The 20,225-nt window shown below is 41.6% G+C and carries 25 protein-coding genes; all 25 read right to left on the reverse strand.

From position 1 onward, the window contains the following. Nucleotides 1-649 precede the first annotated feature (649 nt). A complete protein-coding gene (locus EO126_RS05580; protein WP_374111562.1) occupies nt 650-1,657 on the reverse strand; it encodes an ABC transporter substrate-binding protein in 1,008 nt (335 codons plus the stop codon). A gap of 54 nt (nt 1,658-1,711) precedes the next feature. Further along, nucleotides 1,712-2,467, reverse strand: a complete 756-nt coding sequence (locus EO126_RS05585) for an ABC transporter ATP-binding protein (protein WP_127007919.1) — start codon at nt 2,465-2,467, stop codon at nt 1,712-1,714. Further along, on the reverse strand, nt 2,457-3,524 hold the full coding sequence (locus EO126_RS05590) for a FecCD family ABC transporter permease (protein WP_006556477.1): 1,068 nt from the start codon (nt 3,522-3,524) through the stop codon (nt 2,457-2,459). Before EO126_RS05590 ends, EO126_RS05585 begins: the two co-directional genes overlap by 11 nt. A 201-nt stretch (nt 3,525-3,725) precedes the next feature. Beyond that, nucleotides 3,726-4,115, reverse strand: coding sequence for a hypothetical protein (locus tag EO126_RS05595; protein ID WP_127007921.1), 390 nt, complete (start codon nt 4,113-4,115; stop codon nt 3,726-3,728). A gap of 253 nt (nt 4,116-4,368) precedes the next feature. Further along, nucleotides 4,369-4,578, reverse strand: coding sequence for a hypothetical protein (locus tag EO126_RS05600; protein ID WP_006556475.1), 210 nt, complete (start codon nt 4,576-4,578; stop codon nt 4,369-4,371). Between the two features lie 102 nt (nt 4,579-4,680). Beyond that, on the reverse strand, nt 4,681-4,896 hold the full coding sequence (locus tag EO126_RS10805; protein WP_006556474.1) for a hypothetical protein: 216 nt from the start codon (nt 4,894-4,896) through the stop codon (nt 4,681-4,683). Nucleotides 4,897-4,970: 74 nt separating this feature from the next. Then, nucleotides 4,971-5,714, reverse strand: coding sequence for a peptidase T (locus EO126_RS10810; protein ID WP_006556473.1), 744 nt, complete (start codon nt 5,712-5,714; stop codon nt 4,971-4,973). Nucleotides 5,715-6,164: 450 nt separating this feature from the next. After that, nucleotides 6,165-7,076: an MFS transporter gene (locus EO126_RS05610; protein ID WP_225723681.1), complete on the reverse strand. Its 912-nt coding sequence runs from the start codon at nt 7,074-7,076 to the stop codon at nt 6,165-6,167. Nucleotides 7,077-7,078: 2 nt separating this feature from the next. Beyond that, nucleotides 7,079-7,435, reverse strand: a complete 357-nt coding sequence (locus tag EO126_RS10930) for an MFS transporter (RefSeq protein WP_225723680.1) — start codon at nt 7,433-7,435, stop codon at nt 7,079-7,081. 382 nt (nt 7,436-7,817) lie between these two features. Then, nucleotides 7,818-8,720 carry a protein translocase subunit SecF gene (secF, locus tag EO126_RS05615; protein ID WP_127007923.1) on the reverse strand — a complete coding sequence of 301 codons (903 nt, stop codon included), beginning with the start codon at nt 8,718-8,720 and terminating at the stop codon, nt 7,818-7,820. After that, the gene (gene secD, locus EO126_RS05620) at nt 8,720-9,976 is read right to left on the reverse strand and encodes a protein translocase subunit SecD (RefSeq protein ID WP_006556468.1); all 1,257 of its coding nucleotides are present in this window, start codon (nt 9,974-9,976) and stop codon (nt 8,720-8,722) included. Before secD ends, secF begins: the two co-directional genes overlap by 1 nt. 52 nt (nt 9,977-10,028) lie before the next feature. Beyond that, nucleotides 10,029-10,592, reverse strand: a complete 564-nt coding sequence (locus EO126_RS05625) for a 5-formyltetrahydrofolate cyclo-ligase (protein ID WP_225723679.1) — start codon at nt 10,590-10,592, stop codon at nt 10,029-10,031. Between the two features lies 1 nt (nt 10,593). Then, on the reverse strand, nt 10,594-10,875 hold the full coding sequence (gene yajC, locus EO126_RS05630; protein WP_006556466.1) for a preprotein translocase subunit YajC: 282 nt from the start codon (nt 10,873-10,875) through the stop codon (nt 10,594-10,596). A gap of 51 nt (nt 10,876-10,926) precedes the next feature. Further along, on the reverse strand, nt 10,927-12,036 hold the full coding sequence (gene tgt / locus EO126_RS05635) for a tRNA guanosine(34) transglycosylase Tgt (protein WP_006556465.1): 1,110 nt from the start codon (nt 12,034-12,036) through the stop codon (nt 10,927-10,929). A 55-nt stretch (nt 12,037-12,091) separates the two neighbouring features. Beyond that, nucleotides 12,092-13,114 (reverse strand): tRNA preQ1(34) S-adenosylmethionine ribosyltransferase-isomerase QueA, encoded by a 1,023-nt coding sequence (queA, locus tag EO126_RS05640; protein WP_127007925.1) that lies wholly within the window; start codon nt 13,112-13,114, stop codon nt 12,092-12,094. A 117-nt stretch (nt 13,115-13,231) separates the two neighbouring features. Beyond that, entirely contained in the window at nt 13,232-14,698 is a 1,467-nt protein-coding gene (locus EO126_RS05645; RefSeq protein ID WP_006556463.1) for a SpoIID/LytB domain-containing protein, read from the reverse strand. After that, nucleotides 14,695-15,711 (reverse strand): Holliday junction branch migration DNA helicase RuvB, encoded by a 1,017-nt coding sequence (ruvB, locus tag EO126_RS05650; RefSeq protein WP_040771276.1) that lies wholly within the window; start codon nt 15,709-15,711, stop codon nt 14,695-14,697. The genes EO126_RS05645 and ruvB overlap by 4 nt, the downstream gene beginning before the upstream one ends. A gap of 35 nt (nt 15,712-15,746) precedes the next feature. Continuing rightward, a complete protein-coding gene (ruvA, locus tag EO126_RS05655) occupies nt 15,747-16,355 on the reverse strand; it encodes a Holliday junction branch migration protein RuvA (RefSeq protein ID WP_006556461.1) in 609 nt (202 codons plus the stop codon). A gap of 38 nt (nt 16,356-16,393) precedes the next feature. After that, on the reverse strand, nt 16,394-16,894 hold the full coding sequence (gene ruvC, locus EO126_RS05660; protein WP_006556460.1) for a crossover junction endodeoxyribonuclease RuvC: 501 nt from the start codon (nt 16,892-16,894) through the stop codon (nt 16,394-16,396). A gap of 144 nt (nt 16,895-17,038) precedes the next feature. Then, a complete protein-coding gene (locus EO126_RS05665) occupies nt 17,039-17,764 on the reverse strand; it encodes a gamma-glutamyl-gamma-aminobutyrate hydrolase (protein WP_006556459.1) in 726 nt (241 codons plus the stop codon). Nucleotides 17,765-17,910: 146 nt separating this feature from the next. After that, nucleotides 17,911-18,732, reverse strand: coding sequence for a tRNA (guanosine(37)-N1)-methyltransferase TrmD (gene trmD, locus EO126_RS05670; RefSeq protein ID WP_127007927.1), 822 nt, complete (start codon nt 18,730-18,732; stop codon nt 17,911-17,913). A 58-nt stretch (nt 18,733-18,790) separates the two neighbouring features. Continuing rightward, nucleotides 18,791-19,288, reverse strand: a complete 498-nt coding sequence (gene rimM / locus EO126_RS05675) for a ribosome maturation factor RimM (protein ID WP_006556457.1) — start codon at nt 19,286-19,288, stop codon at nt 18,791-18,793. Beyond that, on the reverse strand, nt 19,288-19,695 hold the full coding sequence (locus tag EO126_RS05680) for a YlqD family protein (protein ID WP_006556456.1): 408 nt from the start codon (nt 19,693-19,695) through the stop codon (nt 19,288-19,290). The genes rimM and EO126_RS05680 overlap by 1 nt, the downstream gene beginning before the upstream one ends. 13 nt (nt 19,696-19,708) lie before the next feature. Next, nucleotides 19,709-19,936, reverse strand: coding sequence for a KH domain-containing protein (locus EO126_RS05685; protein WP_006556455.1), 228 nt, complete (start codon nt 19,934-19,936; stop codon nt 19,709-19,711). A 21-nt stretch (nt 19,937-19,957) separates the two neighbouring features. Continuing rightward, entirely contained in the window at nt 19,958-20,221 is a 264-nt protein-coding gene (rpsP, locus tag EO126_RS05690; protein WP_006556454.1) for a 30S ribosomal protein S16, read from the reverse strand. Between the last annotated feature and the right edge of the window lie 4 nt (nt 20,222-20,225).

The following is a 20,225-nucleotide window of genomic DNA, read 5'->3' on the forward strand; positions in this document are numbered from 1 at the left end:
ATTTATTTGGTTGGTTTCAACGTTGTTGAAACCCGCACTCTGGCTATGTTCATTTCGTTAAAAATGATTACCTTACATTGTTCAGTTTTCAAAGATCTGCTCGCTTAATCATCATTGCACTTCATGCATTTCAAATTTTCGATTCAGTCGCCGTCATCTCTGACGGTTTTTATATTGTAGCATCTTTAGTTTTTTATGTCAACAACTTTTTTACAAGTTATTTACAAGTTTTAAACATTGATACCACTCACAACACGCTGCCGCGTTGTGTTATCGTCAACTGACGACTTGACTATTCTAACAAAAATTCGGCGAGGCCGTCAACCCCTATTTTTAACTTTTTTTAGAAATTTGCGAGAAATTTATTTTGATGTATATTCGGCATATTTCTCTATTCACATTATATGCTCTTATATGCACTTATATATGGCATGAGTTATATATGCTTTATATGCTCATACACTCTACATACTCATATACTCTATGTATGCTATCTCCCTGCGAGGACAATATAAAGGCCCCCCCTGTGAATACAATATAAAAGGAGAGCCATGCCAAAGGACGGCTCTCCTCATAAATAACTACACCTGTACTTTCATCAATATAGTCTTCATTGCTATATGTCAATTAATAGCTTAATAATGTAATCTTACTGAATCGTAATACCATGAATTTCTTCAGCTAAACGTTTCAACGCTTCTACTGTACGAACACCCGGTGTAATTTCAGATAGTTTTACGCGAATAAAGTGATTGTTCTTAATCGCATTAATATCCTGTAACTGCGGATTGCTCTTTAATTTTTGGATTTTTGCTTGGAAGTCATCATCATTACGAATGGAAGTTCCGTAATCGGCGATAATGATATAATCTGGATTAGCTGCAATTACAGTTTCCCAAGAACCTTTTGCCCAAGTCTTGTCGACCCCTAAACCACTCATAACATTGTCGGCACCGATAAGTTTAAGGATGTTAGTCGTATACCCTTCAAAAGCAGTAAACGGTTGACCATCTTCCGAGTCATAGATAAATACGCGTTTGCGCGGTAAGTCTTTAATTTTACCTTGAACACCGGCTAACAAATCACGCTGTGATTTAACCCATGCTTCAGCTTTATCTTCTACGCCAAAGATTTTACCTAACATCAACATATCATTGAAGTTCGTTTCCAAATCAGCCTTAGTGGACAACATGGATTCAGGCACCCAAAGATTTACTTTTTGCGAGATTAGCTTTTCAGCCGGAATAGCTCGTTTGCTGAAGGAGTCAGGCCAACCGGTAGCAAAATCAGGTTTAGCTGCCATAAATACTTCATAGGCTGGCCACTTTTCTGCCAACACAGGCACTTTATCGTACTGTGCCTGTAATGGCGGATAGATTTCTTCCTCTTTAAAAGCAGTACCTACCATCTTATTTTCCAAGCCTAATTGCAACATCATTTCTGTTGTAGCCTGAGACATAGATACGGCACGTTTCGGCGATTCGGTCACTTTAAAATCTGTTGTTACACCATCATAAGTGCCTTGCCAACTGATGGCTTTACCTGCTCCTGCTGCTGCATCACTTACTTTATCACTACCGCAACCGGCAATACCGAGCACTCCTACTGCCACTGTCAATAAAGCTAACGCTTTCCACTTCTTTGTAAATTTCACAATTACACTTCCTTTCAAAAAACCAATAAAAAACAATGAACATGCAACGCATGCTGATTAATAATATAGATACAATATGCCGTCATGATGCTCACTATGGAACGGAACCTCAAACACCGATGACAACTGATCGACTTGCATCACCTTTGCCGGCTCACCGTAGTCCACAACCCGCCCGTTTTGCATGAGAATTACATAATCACAATAACGAGCCACTAAGTTTAAATCATGCAGCACTACAACTGTAGTCCCCTCAAATTGTTTTAAAATCTCCATAAGAGCAATTTTATATTTCATATCCAAATGATTGGTCGGCTCATCCAGCAATAATACTTCCGGTTGCTGTACCAATGCTTTGGCAATAAATACGCGTTGCCGTTCACCACCTGACAGATCACTTAAGCTAGTCTCCGCATAATGCGCGATACCTATTTGTTTCATCACATCGGCCACCATTTGATGGTCGGTGGTATTATAATTGCCGAATTGCGGTTTATACGGATAGCGCCCCATTAACACCAAATCTTTTACTAAAAAATCCTCCACCATGTTGCTTCGCAATTGCGACAACATGGCCACTTTTTGCGCATAGGCCCGCGCCGAATACTCTTCAATATACTTATCATCTAATCGAATAATCCCATGTGAAGGTTTTAAGCGTCCCAAATGAGCCAACAAAGTGGACTTGCCGCAACCGTTTGGACCGATGATACCTATAATTTTATTTTTGGGCAACATTAAGGAAATATGTTGCAACGTATCAGTCGTGCCATAACGAAATGATAAGTCTGAAATTGTAAAACTAGTTTTCATATCGATACCGTTTCATAATAATCCAAATAAATATAGGCGCCCCCAATAATGACGTTAAGACACCAATCGGAATTTCCTCCGGACTGTACAATGCCCGTGAAAACACATCAGCCCAAATCATTACAATCCCACCTATCAGGGTAGAACAGATGATGGTATGCCCATGTTTAGGGCCACCCATAATTCGAGCTAAATGTGGAATAATAAGCCCCACAAAACCTACTATGCCTACTTTGGCAACCAAGGTAGCAATGACAAAAGATGAACTTAACACAATGCCAAGCTGAATCTTTTTAATAGACAACCCCATTTGACTCGCTTCATTATTCCCCAACAATAAAATATCCAAATCATGGCGGAAAATAAAAATAGCCACTAAATACAATCCAACTACAACGGTCGAAAATGGCAAATCATTCCACTGAATACCGGCAAAACTGCCGAGCATCCAAAACATAGCGCTACGCACCTGTGCTTCATGCTTGGCACCGTAAATAATAATCATGGTTAAGGCGGAAAAAATACCGCTCATCCCCATACCGATTAAAATCAACTTAATAGGACTATTGCTTTTACCGACACAAATGAGCACCATTACAATTGATAAAGCAGCCCCGAAAAAAGCAAACAGGGGCACATTAAAACTGCCCAAAAAAGCCAAACCACCGGTAATAATCGCAAACACGGCGCCGGCACTGGCACCGGATGAAACACCAAGTACATACGGATCGGCTAATGCATTACGAGTTACTGTCTGCATCAATAAACCAACTAAAGCTAAACCGATACCCGTTATTATGGAATAAATCAAACGAGGTGCTCTGATCTCCCATAACATGGTATTCGTCATGTCAGAGATAACAACACCGGAAGCTTGAGCTGCGTGCAAACTATCACCGGAAACCAAGCCAAATTGATTTAGTACAGTCAACATATTTTGCCAAATGCTTGCAAGAACCGTTTGTAAAGGAATATATATAGCACCAAACTGAAATGCCAAAATAAATGACACAATAAGAAGTATCGCCAAAAGCCCTACTTTAACTAAAAATTTCATTGCGATGACCTTTTTATATAAAATTAGAAAATAAATATGCATCAAATTAATTTTTTTAGATATTATACCTAATTTGATAATAACAAAACATACTCAAGTTAACAAATAACCAAATGGAATATGTATGCATAAAAAAAGAGACGTTAATTATTTTATAGCAATTAAAGCCATATACCATTAACGTCTCTGGTGTTCCATATATTATTTATTTTCCCACAGCAAATGGTACAATTCTTCACCCATACTGTCAGGCGGAATCGAATCTACGGAAGTGTCAAAATAATATTCATCTTCAGCATACGGTGTTCCGTCAGAATAAAACGGTTTCACATCCAATGTTTGTATGGTGAAATTATTTCGATTCAAACGAACGCGTTCTAAGTAATACTCGCCATTCGGATTATTTACGCGAATCCATACCACTGCTTCTTTGTCATCTTTGACCACCGAGCTGTTATCTACAGAGTATTGCTCCCCATCATAGCTTTCCCCCAAATAATACCAGTCCGCTGCATTTACCTCAAATATGCCACCGAAATTTAATGCCCCTAACACACCTAATGCAAAAATTGCACTCTTCCAAAGTTTCATACACTCCACCCCTTTTTTCAAAAAACTATACACTAACAAAGAACCAAAATTATTCTCTACTCAATATAATATAGTAAAAAATCAACTCTATCAACTATTTTTATAAATTTTATCTTAAAAAGTGATCGCACATAATGTGTAGTTATAAAAAAAGAAGCCATAACTGCTATAAAGCTTAATGCTTTATATAGTTACAGCCTCTTAATCCTGCTAATTGTTATGTTTCTTAATAGTCAGCAATTATTTACCACTATTATTTCTTTAAACCTAATTCTTCTTCCTGTACATTCATTCGTTTAATTTCTTTTTTCAAAAGTTTGTCGTAAACAACATTACCGGTATCAACTTTTACAGCTTCTTCTTCCGGCTGTTTTTCACCCAAATTCAAAGAATCTTTAATATCGTTTAAACGTTCAGTTTTCTTTTCTAATAAATGTTCTTCTACTTTTTTAATTTCAGACATAAGAACGCCCCCCCATTTCATTAATAAAAAAGTATACTCGCTACCATAATAATAGCAACTTCTTCTATTTTTTTCAATATAAAAAATGTTATTTATTATCTCTTATGAATTAGATTTTTCATAACCCAATTGAATCAATGTCAATGTCATTTCATAAGATTTGTAAAATGAGTTTATTGGCAAAAATTCAAACCTAGAATGAAAATTATGAGCACCGGTGAAATAATTAGGCGTCAATATACCTTTTGTCGAAATAAAAGATCCATCTGTACCACCGCGCATAGCAATAGTTTTAGGTGTAATCCCTAAACGCGCCATAGCTTCATACACCTAATCGATTGCTTTTTTATTTTCATCCGTAATCGCCTCCGCTATATTGCCGTAAACATCACTTATTTCACAAGAAACCGTTGCTCGAGGATATTGCTGTTGAAGTTTTGCCGTATTTTTTCGATCAACTCTTTTTTTGCTTCGTATTTTACCTTATCATGGTCTCTGATATTCAGGGTCACAATGGCTGTTGATTGATTGGATTGAACACCTTTGCACCAAATATAACCTTCTTTGCCTTCAGTACATTCCGGAGTTTCCTCTCTATTAAACATATTAATAAAATCCACTGCCAGCAATGTGGGATTAACCAAAACACCTTTAGCACTCATAGGGTGGGCACTCACTCCATGAATTGTTACCGTAGCGGTTCCGGCATTAAATGTTTCATACACAATTTCTCCCAATTCACACGAATCAATCGTATAAGCAAAATCAACCGGAAACTTTTTGTAGTCTATATTTTTGGCACCAATTAATCCCACTTCTTCATCGGGCACAAATGCCACATATATATCACCATGATAGCGTGAAGGCTCTTTTATTAATGTATTCAAAGCAGTCATTATATTAGCAATAGCTGATTTATTATCTGCCCCCAAAACACTGGTTCCATCAGAAACAATGATATCCTGTCCTTCATACCGGGGCAATTCCGGATGTTCCGTCCGCTTCATTATAATACCGAGTGCTTCATTCAGGATAATGTCCCCACCATCATAATTACGTATAATTTGCGGATGCACTTCAGGTGATAAGCTCACATCCACCGTATCTACGTGTGCACAAAAACCGATTACCGGCACAGTCCCGCAAAACCATCAGGTAAATGAGCAGGCAAGCGTCCCGTGAGGACTGCTTTGCTACTGACATGTAAGTCCGTTAAGCCAAGCTCTTCACACTCTTCACGCAATAAATGAATCATATCCCATTGTGATTCTGTACTAGGTATTTGCTTACCGCCATTACCTTTACTTTGCGAAGGCACCTGAGCATATTTAAAAAACGTTCCACCAATTCATTTCTTTTTTCTGACATGAAATACCTCCTTAAAATATTTATCCCGAAGATACATAGTCAACCGTAAATTTCTTTTAGGATTTAAGTCATCAGTATATTAGTACTATACTATCAACCCGCCCAAATAGTGTCAACTGCATTACACATTTATCTTCTCTTACACAACAAAAACCGCAACTATCAGTGATATAAATATCATCTAATGTTGCGGTTTATTGATTTTGACTATTATAATTTTACGCCACGCGTTGATAGAAACGTTTCACATAGAAGTGATAAATAAACAATCCTATCAAAGCAATAGCTGCATTAAGTTGATACATCAGTTCAAAGCCAACCCAGCCTATGACTAAACTCAAAATAGCGGAGCCCAAACCTACGCCGATATCCAACGATAAAAAGTACGTTGCATTGGCTGCACCGGCACGTTCAGCGGCAGCAGCTTGCACGCCCAATGTCTGAAACGCCGGACTGATAGCACCGTAACCCAAGCCGATAATCGGAGCCGACGCAATAATCCACCAAGGCGTCGTGGCAAAGCTCAAAATGATGATACCGATGCCATAGAGAATAAATCCCGGATAAATTAATATATTCGCCCCTAAATGATCAAAAGCATGACCTACCCATGGTCGGGTTACCACTATGGTCAAAGCAAACAAGACGAAGAATATGCTGGCCATTGTGCCCTCGCCCATATTAGTCATCATAATCGGTACAAAGACCAATACACCGGAATAGGTAAAACTGATAAAAACACCGATAACAGCCCATGGCAAGGTAGTACGTTCAAAGAAACGATCAAAATTCCATGGTCGCTTTTTAGCCAATTGCGGCAACGCCAAGGAATCGTCTAACTGTTTGCGATTTGCCACATAAAAACTTAATAAGGCACAAAGACTTAAAAAGATAAAATAACCGTTCTTATCCCATAAATCAAGAATCGTCAGGCCGAGGAACGGCCCGATAACCATGGCCACATTCACGAATACCGAAAAATATCCGATGCCCTCCCCTTTACGATGTTTTGGCAATACCAAAACGGCCACGGCTGCCACGGCCGTTGTACCGATAGCAAAAATCATGCCGTGAAGCAAACGTAAAAAGAATATGAGATCCATGGACGTAGTAAAATTAAACGCAATCATGATCAGCAAAAAATACCCGTCGTAGAAAATAATACTTTGCGCTTATCAAAGCCATCAATAATTTCACCGGCGAACGGACGGCAAAGAATTGTACCGATTTGAAAGTATGTCATAGCCATACCAGCCTGAAAGGCCGTACCACCATATACACCGGTAATAATCAAAGGCAATCCGGCAATTAATATATACTGACTCATATAAAACAGACAGCTGCTCAAACCGCAGCCCAGAAATTCGGCGGACCAAATTTTACCTTGTTCAGGTTCTGCCACTTCATTAGCCCCTATTGTATGGTCGTCATTATATTCCCCATCATTACCCCTACGGTATGCATCATCTTTTTGCTCGTCGTATACCATAGACGACTCCTTTCTCTTTTTATTAAATCCTACACCAGCCAACATTAATTATTATTGACTCTGAAAACTTCAATATATATTACCGTGATTCTTTATATCACAACATTTTGTACCATTACTCTTATAATATCTTATTATCCGTTGGATCAATCCCATCACATGAATGAAATGAAAGATATATCGATTAATAGGTTAAATACAAACAATCTAAAAGTACAATATAAAACATACAATATAAAAACCACAAAGAAAACACAGTAGCCTCGAAAGACTACTGTGCTTTTAAACTGCGTATTTAATTATACTACTATTCGAACGTTACTGCCATAGTAATTATTCAAAGCACAACTACTTTGACAATACATTTAGCAGCAGCTCTTAATTAAGCCTTAGCTGTTGCGTTACGAATATCTTTCTTATTGCGACATTTCCAAATAGCCCATAAAGAGGTAGCTACGCAAATGGAAGAGTATGCACCGCTTACGAAACCGACGATCATGCAAAGAGCAAAGTTTTTAGTCGTATCGCCACCGAAGAAGTACAAAGAACAACAAGCAAACAATACGGTTGTCAATGTATAGCAACTGCGATGAATACTTTGCGCAATACTTGCATTCGCCAAATCGGCAAATGTATCGGAACGTTTATGAGTATGCGTGTTTTCACGAATACGGTCAAAGATAACTACCGATTCATTCATGGAGTAACCGATAACCGTCAAAATAGCGGCCAAGAAGGACGCATCAATTTCCAACTGGAAGAAGGAAAATACGCCAAGTACCATAATCAAATCATGGAAAATAGCAGCTAAGGAAGAGAAAGCGATTCGATATTCAAAGCGGAAAGAAATGTACGCTGCCAAAACAACGAACGCAATGGCCAAGTTAATAAGCGCATGTTCCGTAACTTCAGAGCCGATAACAGCCCCTACGGATTCCACACGTTTAACTTCATTATGGCCTACATTTTTATTTAAGCTTTCCACAATGGCTGCGCTTTCATTAGCATCGAGATTACGGGTACGAATAATAACATCCTTGCCGGACGTTTCGTTACTTTCCCCGGATAACTGAATGATGGCATTTTCCAAGTTGAACTGTTTCAAATCTTCACGTACTTGAGCTACCTGTACAGGTTGATCAAACATAACTTCTACGATTGTACCGCCGGTATAGTCGATACCGAAGTTAAAGCCACGCACAAAAATAGATACAAGACTGGCAATTACCAAGATAGAAGACAAAGTGAACCACCAACGATGGTGTTTAATAACGTCAAAACGCATTATTTTTTGCCTCCTTTCTTGTAAAGTTCCATAGTCGCGGTTGGCGACACATTAGCACCATACCAGAATGGATGATTGGTCAAATTACATTCAATCAACATCCTGAGTAAATAACGGCTTACGAATACGGCGGTAACCATACTGATGGCAACACCGAGACCAAGTGTGATAGCGAAACCGCGCACCGGACCTGAGCCGAGGATGAACAAGATTGCTGCCGTAATCATAACAGACATGTTCGCATCGACGATTGTCGCAAGAGCACGGCGGAAACCGGATTCCATAGACATGCGCAATGTTTTACCGATTTGAACTTCTTCTTTAAAACGTTCAAAGATAAGAATGTTCGCATCGACCGCGACACCCATGGAGAGGATAATACCGGCAATGCCCGGCAGCGTTAAGGTAGCCTGCAAGAAATGCAATACTGCCAATAACAGCAATACATAGATTAATAAGGCTGTAGTGGCTACGAAACCGGATACACGGTAAAGTACCAACATGAACGCTACGATAAGTCCGATACCTACGGCAAAAGCTGTTACCGATTTATCTTTGGAGTCCTGACCGAGCGTAGGACCTACGGTACGAACTTCCAATACATTAACTTTTACAGGCAACGCACCGGAACGCAGCAAGATAGCAAGATTTTTAGCTTCATCTAATGTCTTACTGCCTGTAATTACCGCTTTACCGCCGGTAATCGGTTCATTAACTACCGGATTAGTCAACTGTTCGCCGTCAAGATAAATACCGATGTGACGACCTACGTTCTGAGTTGTCAAATCGGCAAATTTCTTAGCTCCTTCATCGGTAAACTCAATAGCTACCATGAACTGCTTGTTCTGACCGATTTGTTCTTTCGCATCTTTTAAATCATTACCGGTTAAATGAACTACGCCGTTTTCATCCTTGAATTCCATAACCGCTGTTTTACCAATGGTTTTAATGGCTTGATCAGGATCTTTAACACCCGGTAATTCAATAATAATACGTTTTTTACCTTCACGCTGAATTAATGGTTCAGCCAAACCCATTTCATTGATACGACGTTCAAGAATCTGTCTGGCTCGTTCTACCGCATCATCAGTTACTTTATTCTCGCCTGCATCTTCAGCTTCAAGAACAATGTGAGTACCACCTTGTAAGTCAAGACCTTGTTTTATCGATTGTGCCAAAGGCCCGATAAAATAAATAAAGGCCGCAAAAATCAAGGCAATAACCGCAAGAAACTTTGCAAGTGCCTTCCCGTTCAAAAAAATTCCCCCTCCTTAAATCGCCAGGGCTTATAAAATGATTGCAGAAAAATTATATAAATGTAAGAACGCGCTCGTCGGTAATCAAACCGCCGAGTCGTTTATCATGTACTTCCATAGGAATTGTATCAGGCACAACTTGTATATCCCAAGCAACGCCCCATAAGCGTTCCCTGGCAACCTGCGCCAAAAACCGATCATAATAACCGGCTCCCATCCCCATGCGTCCCCCTTTTGTGTCAAAGGCTACACCAGGTACCAAGATTAAATCCAAGTCGGTCGGTGCAGCACATTCATAAGGTTCATTAGGAATGCGTATATGGAGAACACCCGTTTTTACATCGTCAAGGCGACGTAAACGTGCCGCCACCATTTCGGTCTTGGACACGCAAACCGGCACATATACCGTTTTGCCGTCCGCTAACGCCTGTGTAACTAAGGCATCAAGATTTGCTTCTTTCGGCATAGCTAAATAGGCCATAACGGATTGAGCTTTTTGATACGCCTCCGATTCAACAATGCGTTTGCACAAAGCATTAGCCCGCATTTTGCATTCTTCTTCAGACATGGCTTGGCGCCTTGCTTTAAAAGCAAGGCGCATTGTGTGCTTATCCATATTATTTTTCATCTTTGCCAAGCACATGAGCTACGCTGGAACGAGCCAATTTGATTTCAACTTTTTCTGCGATTTGAAGCATAATTGCATCGTCAGTCAAAGCATTAATCGTACCGTAAATACCACCGATAGTTACGATTTTCTGACCTTTTTTCAAACTGTTCAAAAGTTCGTTACGAGCTTTCTGTTGCTTTTTCTGCGGACGATATAAAAGGAAATAAAAAATTACAACCATTAATAATATCGGCCAACCGGCTTGAAATAACTGTTCTAAATCTGCCACTGTCTGTTCACCTCCATAAAAACATGTATATCTTTCAACGTCCTGTGTCCCCTATTTTTTGTAACCGGCCCAAAATTCATCACGAAAAGCCGGGAAACGGTCTTCCAAAATAGCAGCGCGCATTTGACGCATGAAATTCAATAAGAAATATAAATTATGGTACGACACCAAACGGAATGCCAAGATTTCTTCCGCTTTGTACAGATGTCTTATATAAGCCCGTGAATAGTTGCGACAAGTATAACATTCACAACCGTCTTCAAGCGGACCCCAATCATGAGCATATGTGGCATTTTTAATGACCACACGGCCGTTATGCGTCATAGCCATACCGTTACGAGCTACACGAGTCGGGAATACGCAGTCAAACATATCTACACCACGGGCTACACCTTCCACCAAGCAGTCCGGTGTACCTACGCCCATCAAATACCGTGCTTTATTTGTCGGCAATAACGGTGTGGTATGTTCCAAAATATCGTACATCAAATCATGCGGTTCCCCTACGGATAAACCGCCGATACTGTAACCGTCAAAATCCATGGCTACCAATTCCTTGGCACTGCGAGTTCGTAAATCTTTATACATACCGCCTTGAACAATACCGAACATGCCTTGCGTCGGCGATGTGTGGGCCTTGCAACAACGTTCCGCCCAACGCGTTGTGCGTGCCGTTGAACGATCGGCATATGCATAATCCGCCGGATACGGAATACATTCGTCAAATGCCATAGCTATATCAGCTCCTAATTGCTCCTGTACTTTTGTAGCAATTTCAGGCGATAAAAACTTTTTCGAACCGTCAATATGTGAACGGAAAGCTACCCCTTCTTCGGTAATTTTACGCAAATCACCGAGACTGAATACCTGGAAACCGCCGCTGTCGGTCAAAATACCGCCATCCCAATTCATAAAACGATGTAACCCGCCTGCTTCTTCTACGAGTTCGGGACCGGGACGCAAGAACAAGTGATAGGTATTGCTCAAAATAATCTGAGCACCCATTTCCTTCAATTCTTCCGGCGACATGGTTTTAACCGTTGCTTGTGTGCCTACGGGCATAAACATAGGTGTTTTAAATGTACCGTGAGGCGTATGTAAAAGCCCCGCCCGAGCACCGGTATGGGGACATTCTTTTTGTAATTCATAGGTAATAACCAAGCATATCCTCCTATCTAAATGCAACCTGTCAAGTACATATTATAACACAAATCAGTTAACGAATAAACATAGCATCGCCAAAGCTAAAGAAGCGATATCGTTCTTTAACAGCCTCTTGATAAGCGGCTAAACAATGCTCTCTGCCCGCCAAAGCACTGATAAGCATGAGCAAAGTGGATTGCGGTAAATGAAAATTCGTTATAAGCGCATCAACCATCTTATATTCATAACCCGGATAGATGAAGATTTGCGTCCAATCGTGACCGGCTTTTAAAACGCCGTTCTTCGTGGCTGATTCCAATGTTCGTACCGAAGTCGTTCCTACGGCTACGATACGTTTGCCGGCTGCTTTGGCATCATTAATAATTTTAGCGGTTTCCGCTGTTACCACGTAATACTCACTGTGCATTTCATGGTCTTCAATCGTTTCTTCGGAAACCGGACGGAATGTGCCAAGTCCTACATGTAAAGTAACAAAGGCCAAAGTAACGCCCTTAGCTTTTATGCGTTCCAATAATTCCGACGTAAAATGAAGTCCCGCAGTCGGAGCCGCAGCGGATCCTTTTTCACGAGCATAGACCGTCTGATACCGATCCTTATCTTCCAATTTTTCATGAATGTATGGCGGCAACGGCATTTCCCCGATTTCTTGGATAATATCATCAAAAACGCCTTGAGCCGTGAATTCAATAATTCGACCGCCAAAGCTGGTTTTATCAATAACTTTACCGGTTAAACGATCATCAAATACCAGTTCCTGACCAATCGGACATTTCTTGCCCGGTTTAACCAAACATTCCCATTTATTTTCACCGCATGGCGTTAAAAGCAAAACTTCAACTTTGCCGCCGCTGCCTCGACGATGTCCGTATAAACGAGCGGGAATGACTTTAGTATCGTTAAAAACTAAAACATCATTGTCGGTTAATTCATCAACAATATCGTAAAAATGTTCCTTGTGAGCCACTTCACCGGTCACCTTATCAAGAAGCATAAGGCGCGATGTATCTCGCGGTTCTACCGGATACTGAGCAATCAGTTCTTCCGGCAATTCATAATCAAAATCTGTTACCTTCATGGTAAAACTTCCTTCTTTCAAACTTAGTTTAATGCGTTTTATTTGTGCTGACACGTATTTGCACTTGCACATATTTATGCCGACACGTATCTGTGATTACACGTATTTAATATTTTATCAATACGCTTTATCGATAGTAACACCCGTATAATAGTGCATTAAAATCGTCTTGTAATAATCCTTAGCCGAGGCAGGTGCCTTAGCGGCCATGCCTTCAGCCCCCCACTGGGACAAGCCCAAACCGTGCCCCCAACCGTAGCCGCGAATCGAAACCGTATCGGTCGCTTTTTTAAATGTATGATAGGCTTTCGGATTTTTAAAACTATCGGCTGTAGACGGTGCATTTACATTGACGTAAAAATCAAATAAAGTTGATTTCAAACCGAAAATCTTCTTAATCGTATCGCCGGTCAAGGTAATTGTCTTTTTATCTCCCACAAAGTCAGCGGTCAAAACACGACCGGACACACCGCGATCCGTAAATTTCATTGGTCGTGCGCGTAACGTACTGAGCTTAATTTCTTTAAGAGTGCCTACATCTTTGCCGGCGGCCTTCAATTTAGTCTCCATTTCGGCACGTGTAAGCTTAACGGTCCAGGCAAAACTGTCACCGCTCTGTGCGTAATCGGTATAATCTTTAACACCGCGCAAATACGGTAAATTACTGCCCCATACATTTTCACTGTTTTCCGTATAACCGCCCGCATTTGAATGGAACACGGCCAAAATCGGTTCACCTTTATATTGGATAACCATACCTTTCGTGTCATCCACGGCTTTATTAGTACTGCTATATTCAGCGGCCTGGCCCCGATATGATTGGAAATTTGAATCCACCTCGGTATCATACGCTTTAGCCGCACTTTGTTTCATATTATATAAAGCATAAGTACGAGCTGCCACCGCCTGTGCTTTTATGGCTTCTTGCGGCCAGCTTGGGGATACTTCAACAGGTACTACCCCGTATAAATAGTCTTCCATAGTCACTTCGTTAATCAGCATCATACCGCCCGTTGCGGTAGGTACAATTTTAATGGCACCGCGATACGGTTTATTATTAATCGTAATCGTCCCCTCCGTATTGCCCTGCCAAGCTCTGACATAAGCAACGCTGTCGATAACTTTACCGTTCACCGTAACCTTATTGTTTTTAACGCCCATAGTGACGGTCTCATTGGCAGCAAACTTAGCAACCGGTGATTTATTACTCGTATAGACAGCCACCTGACCGTTACCGGCCACCGGCCAGGCATTGCTTCTGGTAGCCAATAATATGCGAATAGCCGGGACATTGGATTCTTGCGGTGTATAAAAAGCAGGTGCTTTCCCCGCCTTGGCAGCCACCGCCGTTGAATCCTTTGCTGAATTTACTGTCTTTTTATCATTCTTGCTTTCAGCTTTAGTCGTGATGGTCGTCGTTGGTTTACTGTCTTTTGCCGGCTTAGTAACAGTTGTTATTGCAGCTTTGCTGTCAGCACCTTCTTTGGTAACCGCAATCGGCGCCCCCCATACAGGCACTATAGACGACATGAGACAACTAAACACGGTAAGTAACAAAACACGATTTACAGCTTTTAATTTCATATATCCCCCTGATTGGCAGCATTGGCATTTGGATTAATAATACCCAAATGGTCGTAAGCTAACTGCGTAGCCATGCGCCCGCGACTGGTTCTGATTAAAAAACCCAATTGCATTAAATACGGTTCATACACATCTTCGATGGTATCCCGTTCTTCACTGGTGGCCGCCGCTATCGTATCGATACCGACCGGACCGCCGTTAAATTTCTCTATAATCGTTCGTAAAATAACGCGGTCTACCCGATCGAGCCCCAACTGATCAATATCAAGACGTTGCAAGGCATCATCGGCAATCACATTCGTAATTTCACCATTACCGAGCACCTGTGCCACATCACGTACCCGCTTCAACAAGCGGTTGGCAATACGCGGAGTCCCACGGGAACGGCGAGCAATTTCAGCTGCACCGGTAGCGGTAATCTTAGTATTCAAAACTTCGGCTGCCCGTTTAACAATAAATTCCAATTCATCTTGTTTGTAATATTCCAAATGATTGATAATGCCAAAACGATCGCGTAACGGACCCGATAAAGCACCAGCTTTGGTCGTGGCACCAACCAAGGTAAACGGTCTTAAATCGATGCGCACGGAACGGGCACTCGGCCCCTTGCCGACGATAATATCTAAGGAAAAGTCTTCCATAGCGGAATAGAGCACTTCTTCAACCGTACGGGATAAACGATGAATTTCATCGATAAACAAAACATCATGATCCTGCAAATTACTGAGCAACGCCGCCAAATCACCGGCACGCTCAATAGCGGGGCCCGATGTAATTCTGAAATTAACACCCATCTCATTGGCAATAATACCGGCTAACGTCGTTTTACCAAGGCCCGGCGGTCCGTATAACAAGACATGATCAAGCGCTTCTTGGCGCTCTTTAGCTGCCTGAATATACACTTTTAAGTTATTTTTTACATCCGTTTGGCCGATATATTCATGCAAATACCTTGGTCGTAAAGAAAATTGCCAAGTGTCGCCACTTTGCTCTTCCTTACCGACTACGCGCATTTGACTGTCAACCACACGTATTTCTTCTTTCATGACTACCTACCTTTTCCCAATTCAGACAATACATCGCGCAACAGCGTTGCTACATCGCGTTCACCATTATCCAATCGAGTGAGTATATCAATAAATTCCGACTCGCGATAGCCTAACGCCATTAAAGCTTCGGCCACTTCACCCTGTACACCGGTCTGTGAAACCGGTACCGCAGTATTAGCCACTGTCTGAGCAGACGGCGCGGTCGTAAATTTACCGATTTTATCTTTTAATTCAAGCACCAAACGCTCTGCCGACTTTTTACCGATTCCCGGCAACTTGGTAAGCGTACTCAATTCGCCGTTCATAATCGCCACTTTAATACCGTCAACCGATAAGCCGGATAAAATACCGAGCCCTACTTTAGGCCCGATACCGGATACAGAAATAAGTAAGATAAACAAATCATATTCATCCTGAGTGCCGAAGCCATACAATTGAATCGCATCTTCACGAACACTCATATATGTATATAGTAATGCTTCCTGTCCTTCCGTCAAGGCATCACGGGTAGTACCGGATATATATACGCGATAGCCTACGCCATGTACATCGATAAAACAGGAGCCTTGAAAAATTTGATTAACGATACCACGAAGAAAACCAATCATGGATTATTGCCTCCTAAAAAACTGTTTATATATTCACACTACAACTGCAGACGTCGTTTTAAATCATCACCATGCGAGCTGTGCGCCGTGCATATGGCAATAGCCAATGCATCCGCCGTATCATCGGGTTTTATTTTCTCACGAATCCCCAACATATTCATGGTCATATAAATAACCTGCTCCTTAGTGGCGCGGCCATAACCGACCACAGCTTGCTTAACCTGCAACGGCGTATATTCATAAATAGGAATCCGCCGTTGACTGGCTGCCAGCAAAATAACCCCGCGAGCCTGTCCGACGGCAATGGCGGTCGTTACATTGCGATTAAAAAACAATTGTTCCACGCCAAACTTATCCGGTTGATATTCTTCCAAGATATCACTTAAATCATTAAACAGTATTTCAAGTCGCATAGCATCCGTGTCCTGTGGCGTAGTTGTAATACACCCATACGCGACGGGTTGCAATCGACTGCCTTCTACATCAATGATGCCATAGCCGCAAATAGCCGTACCCGGGTCTATACCTATAATTCGCATAACATTCTCCTTCTCAATATATCTATCTTTTTATTATAGCATTTATAGAACTATAGACCAAACAGATTAGCGAATTAATTATTTCATCAGTCCGTACTTAATACGCTCAGCCAGCACGGTTAAAGCAGCGACTTACTTACTTTATTACATGCGTTCTTTAACTTTAGATACAAAAGCTTCAAACAAAGCATACATATCTTCGTGTTCACGCCACATATTTTCAGGATGCCATTGTACACCCACAACCGACGCATCGCTGTTTTCAATGCCTTCCACAATCCCATCAAGGCTTGTGGCCGTAGCTCTTAAAGTCGGCGCTACATCGCGAATTGCCTGATGATGTCGAGAATTAACCAGCGTATTTAGTCCTAAAACAGCATGTAAAAAACTGTCTTTAGCCAAGGTTATACTATGAGTCGGATATCCGCCGGGAGCTTCTTGTGAATGTTTAATATAGGAATTTTCACACTGCGTTTCAATATCCTGATATAAATTGCCGCCTAATGCCACATTAATAATCTGAGCCCCTTTGCAAATACCGAGTACCGGTTTACGCACCTTCACGGCCGCCTGAATCAACTCACGTTCAAATACATCTCGTTTATAATTGACCATGCCGATTTCACGATGCGGTTCTTCGCCGAATAAATGAGGATCTACATCAGGCCCGCCATGGATAATGAGTCCGTCATACAATTCAAAATAATCTTCACCGATAGCGTTTGGCACATCCGGCAATATAAACGGAATACAACCCAATACACTCAGTACCTCCACCAGATCACGCGATACATACGGTGCTCTTCGTAAATTGGTGCTGTTGGTAACATCCATAAAAGTGTCGGCCGTAATAGCAATACGTGGTTTCATAGCAGTCCCTCATTTCTAAATACCTAACTTTGGGCAAACAGGTAAATCAAGTCAACTTATTTACCAAGCGGCTTTAAAGCCTGCCGTCCGTAAAACGTTCATTACATACATTATACAAAAAAGGCCTATGAAATTTCCATATCTTCTTATGGTTTCCATAGACCTTGTTTTTCTAATTCTTTTATTGCCCGTTTTTCATCATCGGTGAGTTCCCGTTCCAATAAGTCCGGACGCAAACGTCGGGTACGCAATAAGGCCTGCTGTAATCGCCATGCGGCTATGTTTTTGTGATGACCGCTACGCAATACCTCGGGAACTTCCCAGTCTCTGAAAACCGGCGGTTTCGTATATTGCGGACCTTCTAAAATAGGTCGGTAAAACGAATCCTCCATAGCCCCCGAAGCGGCTCCCAACACACCGGGAATCATACGCGCTACCGCATCGGCCACAATCATAGCCGGCAGTTCACCGCCGGTGAGCACAAAATCGCCGATAGAGATTGTCTCATCAATCAAGTGTTCTTCCACACGATAATCAACACCTTCGTAATGACCGCAAATCAGCACTAACTGATCATAAGCAGCCAACTCACGCGCTTTTGCCTGATTAAAAGTCGTGCCCGTAGGTCCCAAAAAAATTATCCGTTTTTGAAGCTCTTTAGCCGGTTTGACATCTACAGCTTCAACGGATAATTTGTCCGTTTCACTTCCATCAACCGATTCAACAGTTTTTGCTGTTTTAGCCAATACATGCTCCACAGCTTCAAAAATGGGCGGTGCCATCATGAGCATACCGGCCCCGCCGCCATAAGGCGTATCATCCACTTGATTATGCTTATTATGAGCAAAATCGCGCGGATTTGTCACTTCCATAGCGAGACGTTCAGCTGCCATAGCCCGTTTAATTATGGAATGATTAAAAAAAGCAGCAAAGAACTCAGGGAATAAAGAAATAATGTCAATTCTCATGGTATCACATTATCCTTTCCGGCCCGAAGGCCACTTCACCCAAGTCTCGGCTGCTCTATTAAATCCATTCAGGCGGATCGGCAATAATCTTACCGCCTTCAATATCAATGTCTAAAATTACATGTTCCAAAACAGGTAATAATAAATCAGGCTGACCTTCTTGTTTTACTACATACACATCATTGGCCCCCGGCTGCAATACATCAGACACAGTCCCTAAGACATTGCCCTTCGTATCTTCAACGGTCAGACCGATGATATCAAAAATATAGTAACGGCCCTCCGGCAATTCCACCAATTCGTCACGAGGAACTTGGATTTCCTTGCGAGCCATCAATTCGGCGGCATTACGATCAGGCACTTCTTTAAAGGTGGCCAAAATAAATTGCTTATGATAACGAGCGGATGTGATATGGTATTCTTTACCATCAATGTAGCAGGCATCCATCGTTAAAAACCGATCGGGAAAATCGGTTTGCGGCATTATACGAAGATCACCCCGCACACCGTGCGGGGCAACGATAACACCTATGGTAATCAGCTCATTCCGATCCATTACTGGCGGAAGGCAACAATTTTGCCATCTTCGAGCAAAATTTCAGAACCCATTAAAGCATCGAGGTCATCCCCAACTTTAACTGTAATGGTCTGTTCCATAGTGCCCTGACTAATTTCAGAACCAAGTTCAAGCTTTTCCGCATCCTTTAATTTGGCTGCTACGTCCGCCTTAAAGTTTAAACGTTTCTGCTTTTCTTCTTCAATCTGCTGGCGTAGTTGAATAAGACCTTGTGCATCGATTTTAGCTTGTTCACTAAGTAAACGTTTAGCTTGAAATTCGATTTGCTGTAAGTCTTGATCAACAAGATCTAAACGCTGCTGAAGATCGGCAATAAGCTTAGCTTTGAGCCCTTCTGTAACTTTTGATTTAATCGCTACAGGAACGCGTACCGTCATTTCTTCCATGTTTTCTCACCCTTTAGACAATATCAACGGATATCTTTTTGTTTTCTTTGATAGCTGCTGCTTTTGCGACAGCTCGGATTGCTTTAGCAATTCTGCCCTGCTTTCCAATAACCTTACCCATGTCTTCCGGAGCAACGTGAACTTCATAGACTTCCACATCACCTTTTACGGTCACGGTAACAGAAACGGCTTCAGGCTGCTTAACCAATGACTTCGCAATTAATGTAATTAATTCTTTCATCACAGTATGCCTCTCTATGAATTACTTCTTAGCATCAGCAAATTTCTGCATAACACCGTGCTGTTTGAAAAGGGAACGAACAGTGTCGGTAGGTTGTGCACCATTACCTAACCAAGTCAAAGCTTTTTCTTCATCAATGTTGATAACAGCCGGGGTCTTAGTAGCATCGTACTGACCGATAGTGTCTACCGGACGACCTTCACGAGGAGCACGGGAATCGGCTACAACGATACGATAGAACGGAGCTTTTTTAGCGCCCAAGCGAGTTAAACGAATTTTTAACATGTAT

This window comes from Veillonella seminalis (assembly GCF_003992065.1).
Taxonomy (GTDB): domain Bacteria; phylum Bacillota; class Negativicutes; order Veillonellales; family Veillonellaceae; genus Veillonella_A; species Veillonella_A seminalis.

Bases quoted from the DNA above. Each gene is read 5' to 3' on its own strand.
- trmD (WP_127007927.1), bottom strand. From the start codon at position 18,732: ATGAGAATTGACATTATTTCTTTATTCCCTGAGTTCTTTGCTGCTTTT.
- EO126_RS05645 (WP_006556463.1), bottom strand. From the start codon at position 14,698: ATGAAATTAAAAGCTGTAAATCGTGTTTTGTTACTTACCGTGTTTAGT.
- EO126_RS05585 (WP_127007919.1), bottom strand. From the start codon at position 2,467: ATGAAAACTAGTTTTACAATTTCAGACTTATCATTTCGTTATGGCACG.
- queA (WP_127007925.1), bottom strand. From the start codon at position 13,114: ATGAAGGTAACAGATTTTGATTATGAATTGCCGGAAGAACTGATTGCT.
- secF (WP_127007923.1), bottom strand. From the start codon at position 8,720: ATGCGTTTTGACGTTATTAAACACCATCGTTGGTGGTTCACTTTGTCT.
- EO126_RS10930 (WP_225723680.1), bottom strand. From the start codon at position 7,435: ATGGTATACGACGAGCAAAAAGATGATGCATACCGTAGGGGTAATGAT.
- ruvB (WP_040771276.1), bottom strand. From the start codon at position 15,711: ATGCGCGTAGTCGGTAAGGAAGAGCAAAGTGGCGACACTTGGCAATTT.
- EO126_RS05595 (WP_127007921.1), bottom strand. From the start codon at position 4,115: ATGAAACTTTGGAAGAGTGCAATTTTTGCATTAGGTGTGTTAGGGGCA.
- EO126_RS05590 (WP_006556477.1), bottom strand. From the start codon at position 3,524: ATGAAATTTTTAGTTAAAGTAGGGCTTTTGGCGATACTTCTTATTGTG.
- EO126_RS05680 (WP_006556456.1), bottom strand. From the start codon at position 19,695: ATGGAAGAAATGACGGTACGCGTTCCTGTAGCGATTAAATCAAAAGTT.
- EO126_RS05610 (WP_225723681.1), bottom strand. From the start codon at position 7,076: ATGATTGCGTTTAATTTTACTACGTCCATGGATCTCATATTCTTTTTA.
- EO126_RS05625 (WP_225723679.1), bottom strand. From the start codon at position 10,592: ATGGATAAGCACACAATGCGCCTTGCTTTTAAAGCAAGGCGCCAAGCC.
- rpsP (WP_006556454.1), bottom strand. From the start codon at position 20,221: ATGTTAAAAATTCGTTTAACTCGCTTGGGCGCTAAAAAAGCTCCGTTC.
- ruvC (WP_006556460.1), bottom strand. From the start codon at position 16,894: ATGCGAATTATAGGTATAGACCCGGGTACGGCTATTTGCGGCTATGGC.
- EO126_RS10805 (WP_006556474.1), bottom strand. From the start codon at position 4,896: ATGGCGCGTTTAGGGATTACACCTAAAACTATTGCTATGCGCGGTGGT.
- EO126_RS05665 (WP_006556459.1), bottom strand. From the start codon at position 17,764: ATGAAACCACGTATTGCTATTACGGCCGACACTTTTATGGATGTTACC.
- EO126_RS05600 (WP_006556475.1), bottom strand. From the start codon at position 4,578: ATGTCTGAAATTAAAAAAGTAGAAGAACATTTATTAGAAAAGAAAACT.
- ruvA (WP_006556461.1), bottom strand. From the start codon at position 16,355: ATGATTGGTTTTCTTCGTGGTATCGTTAATCAAATTTTTCAAGGCTCC.
- rimM (WP_006556457.1), bottom strand. From the start codon at position 19,288: ATGGATCGGAATGAGCTGATTACCATAGGTGTTATCGTTGCCCCGCAC.
- EO126_RS05685 (WP_006556455.1), bottom strand. From the start codon at position 19,936: ATGAAAGAATTAATTACATTAATTGCGAAGTCATTGGTTAAGCAGCCT.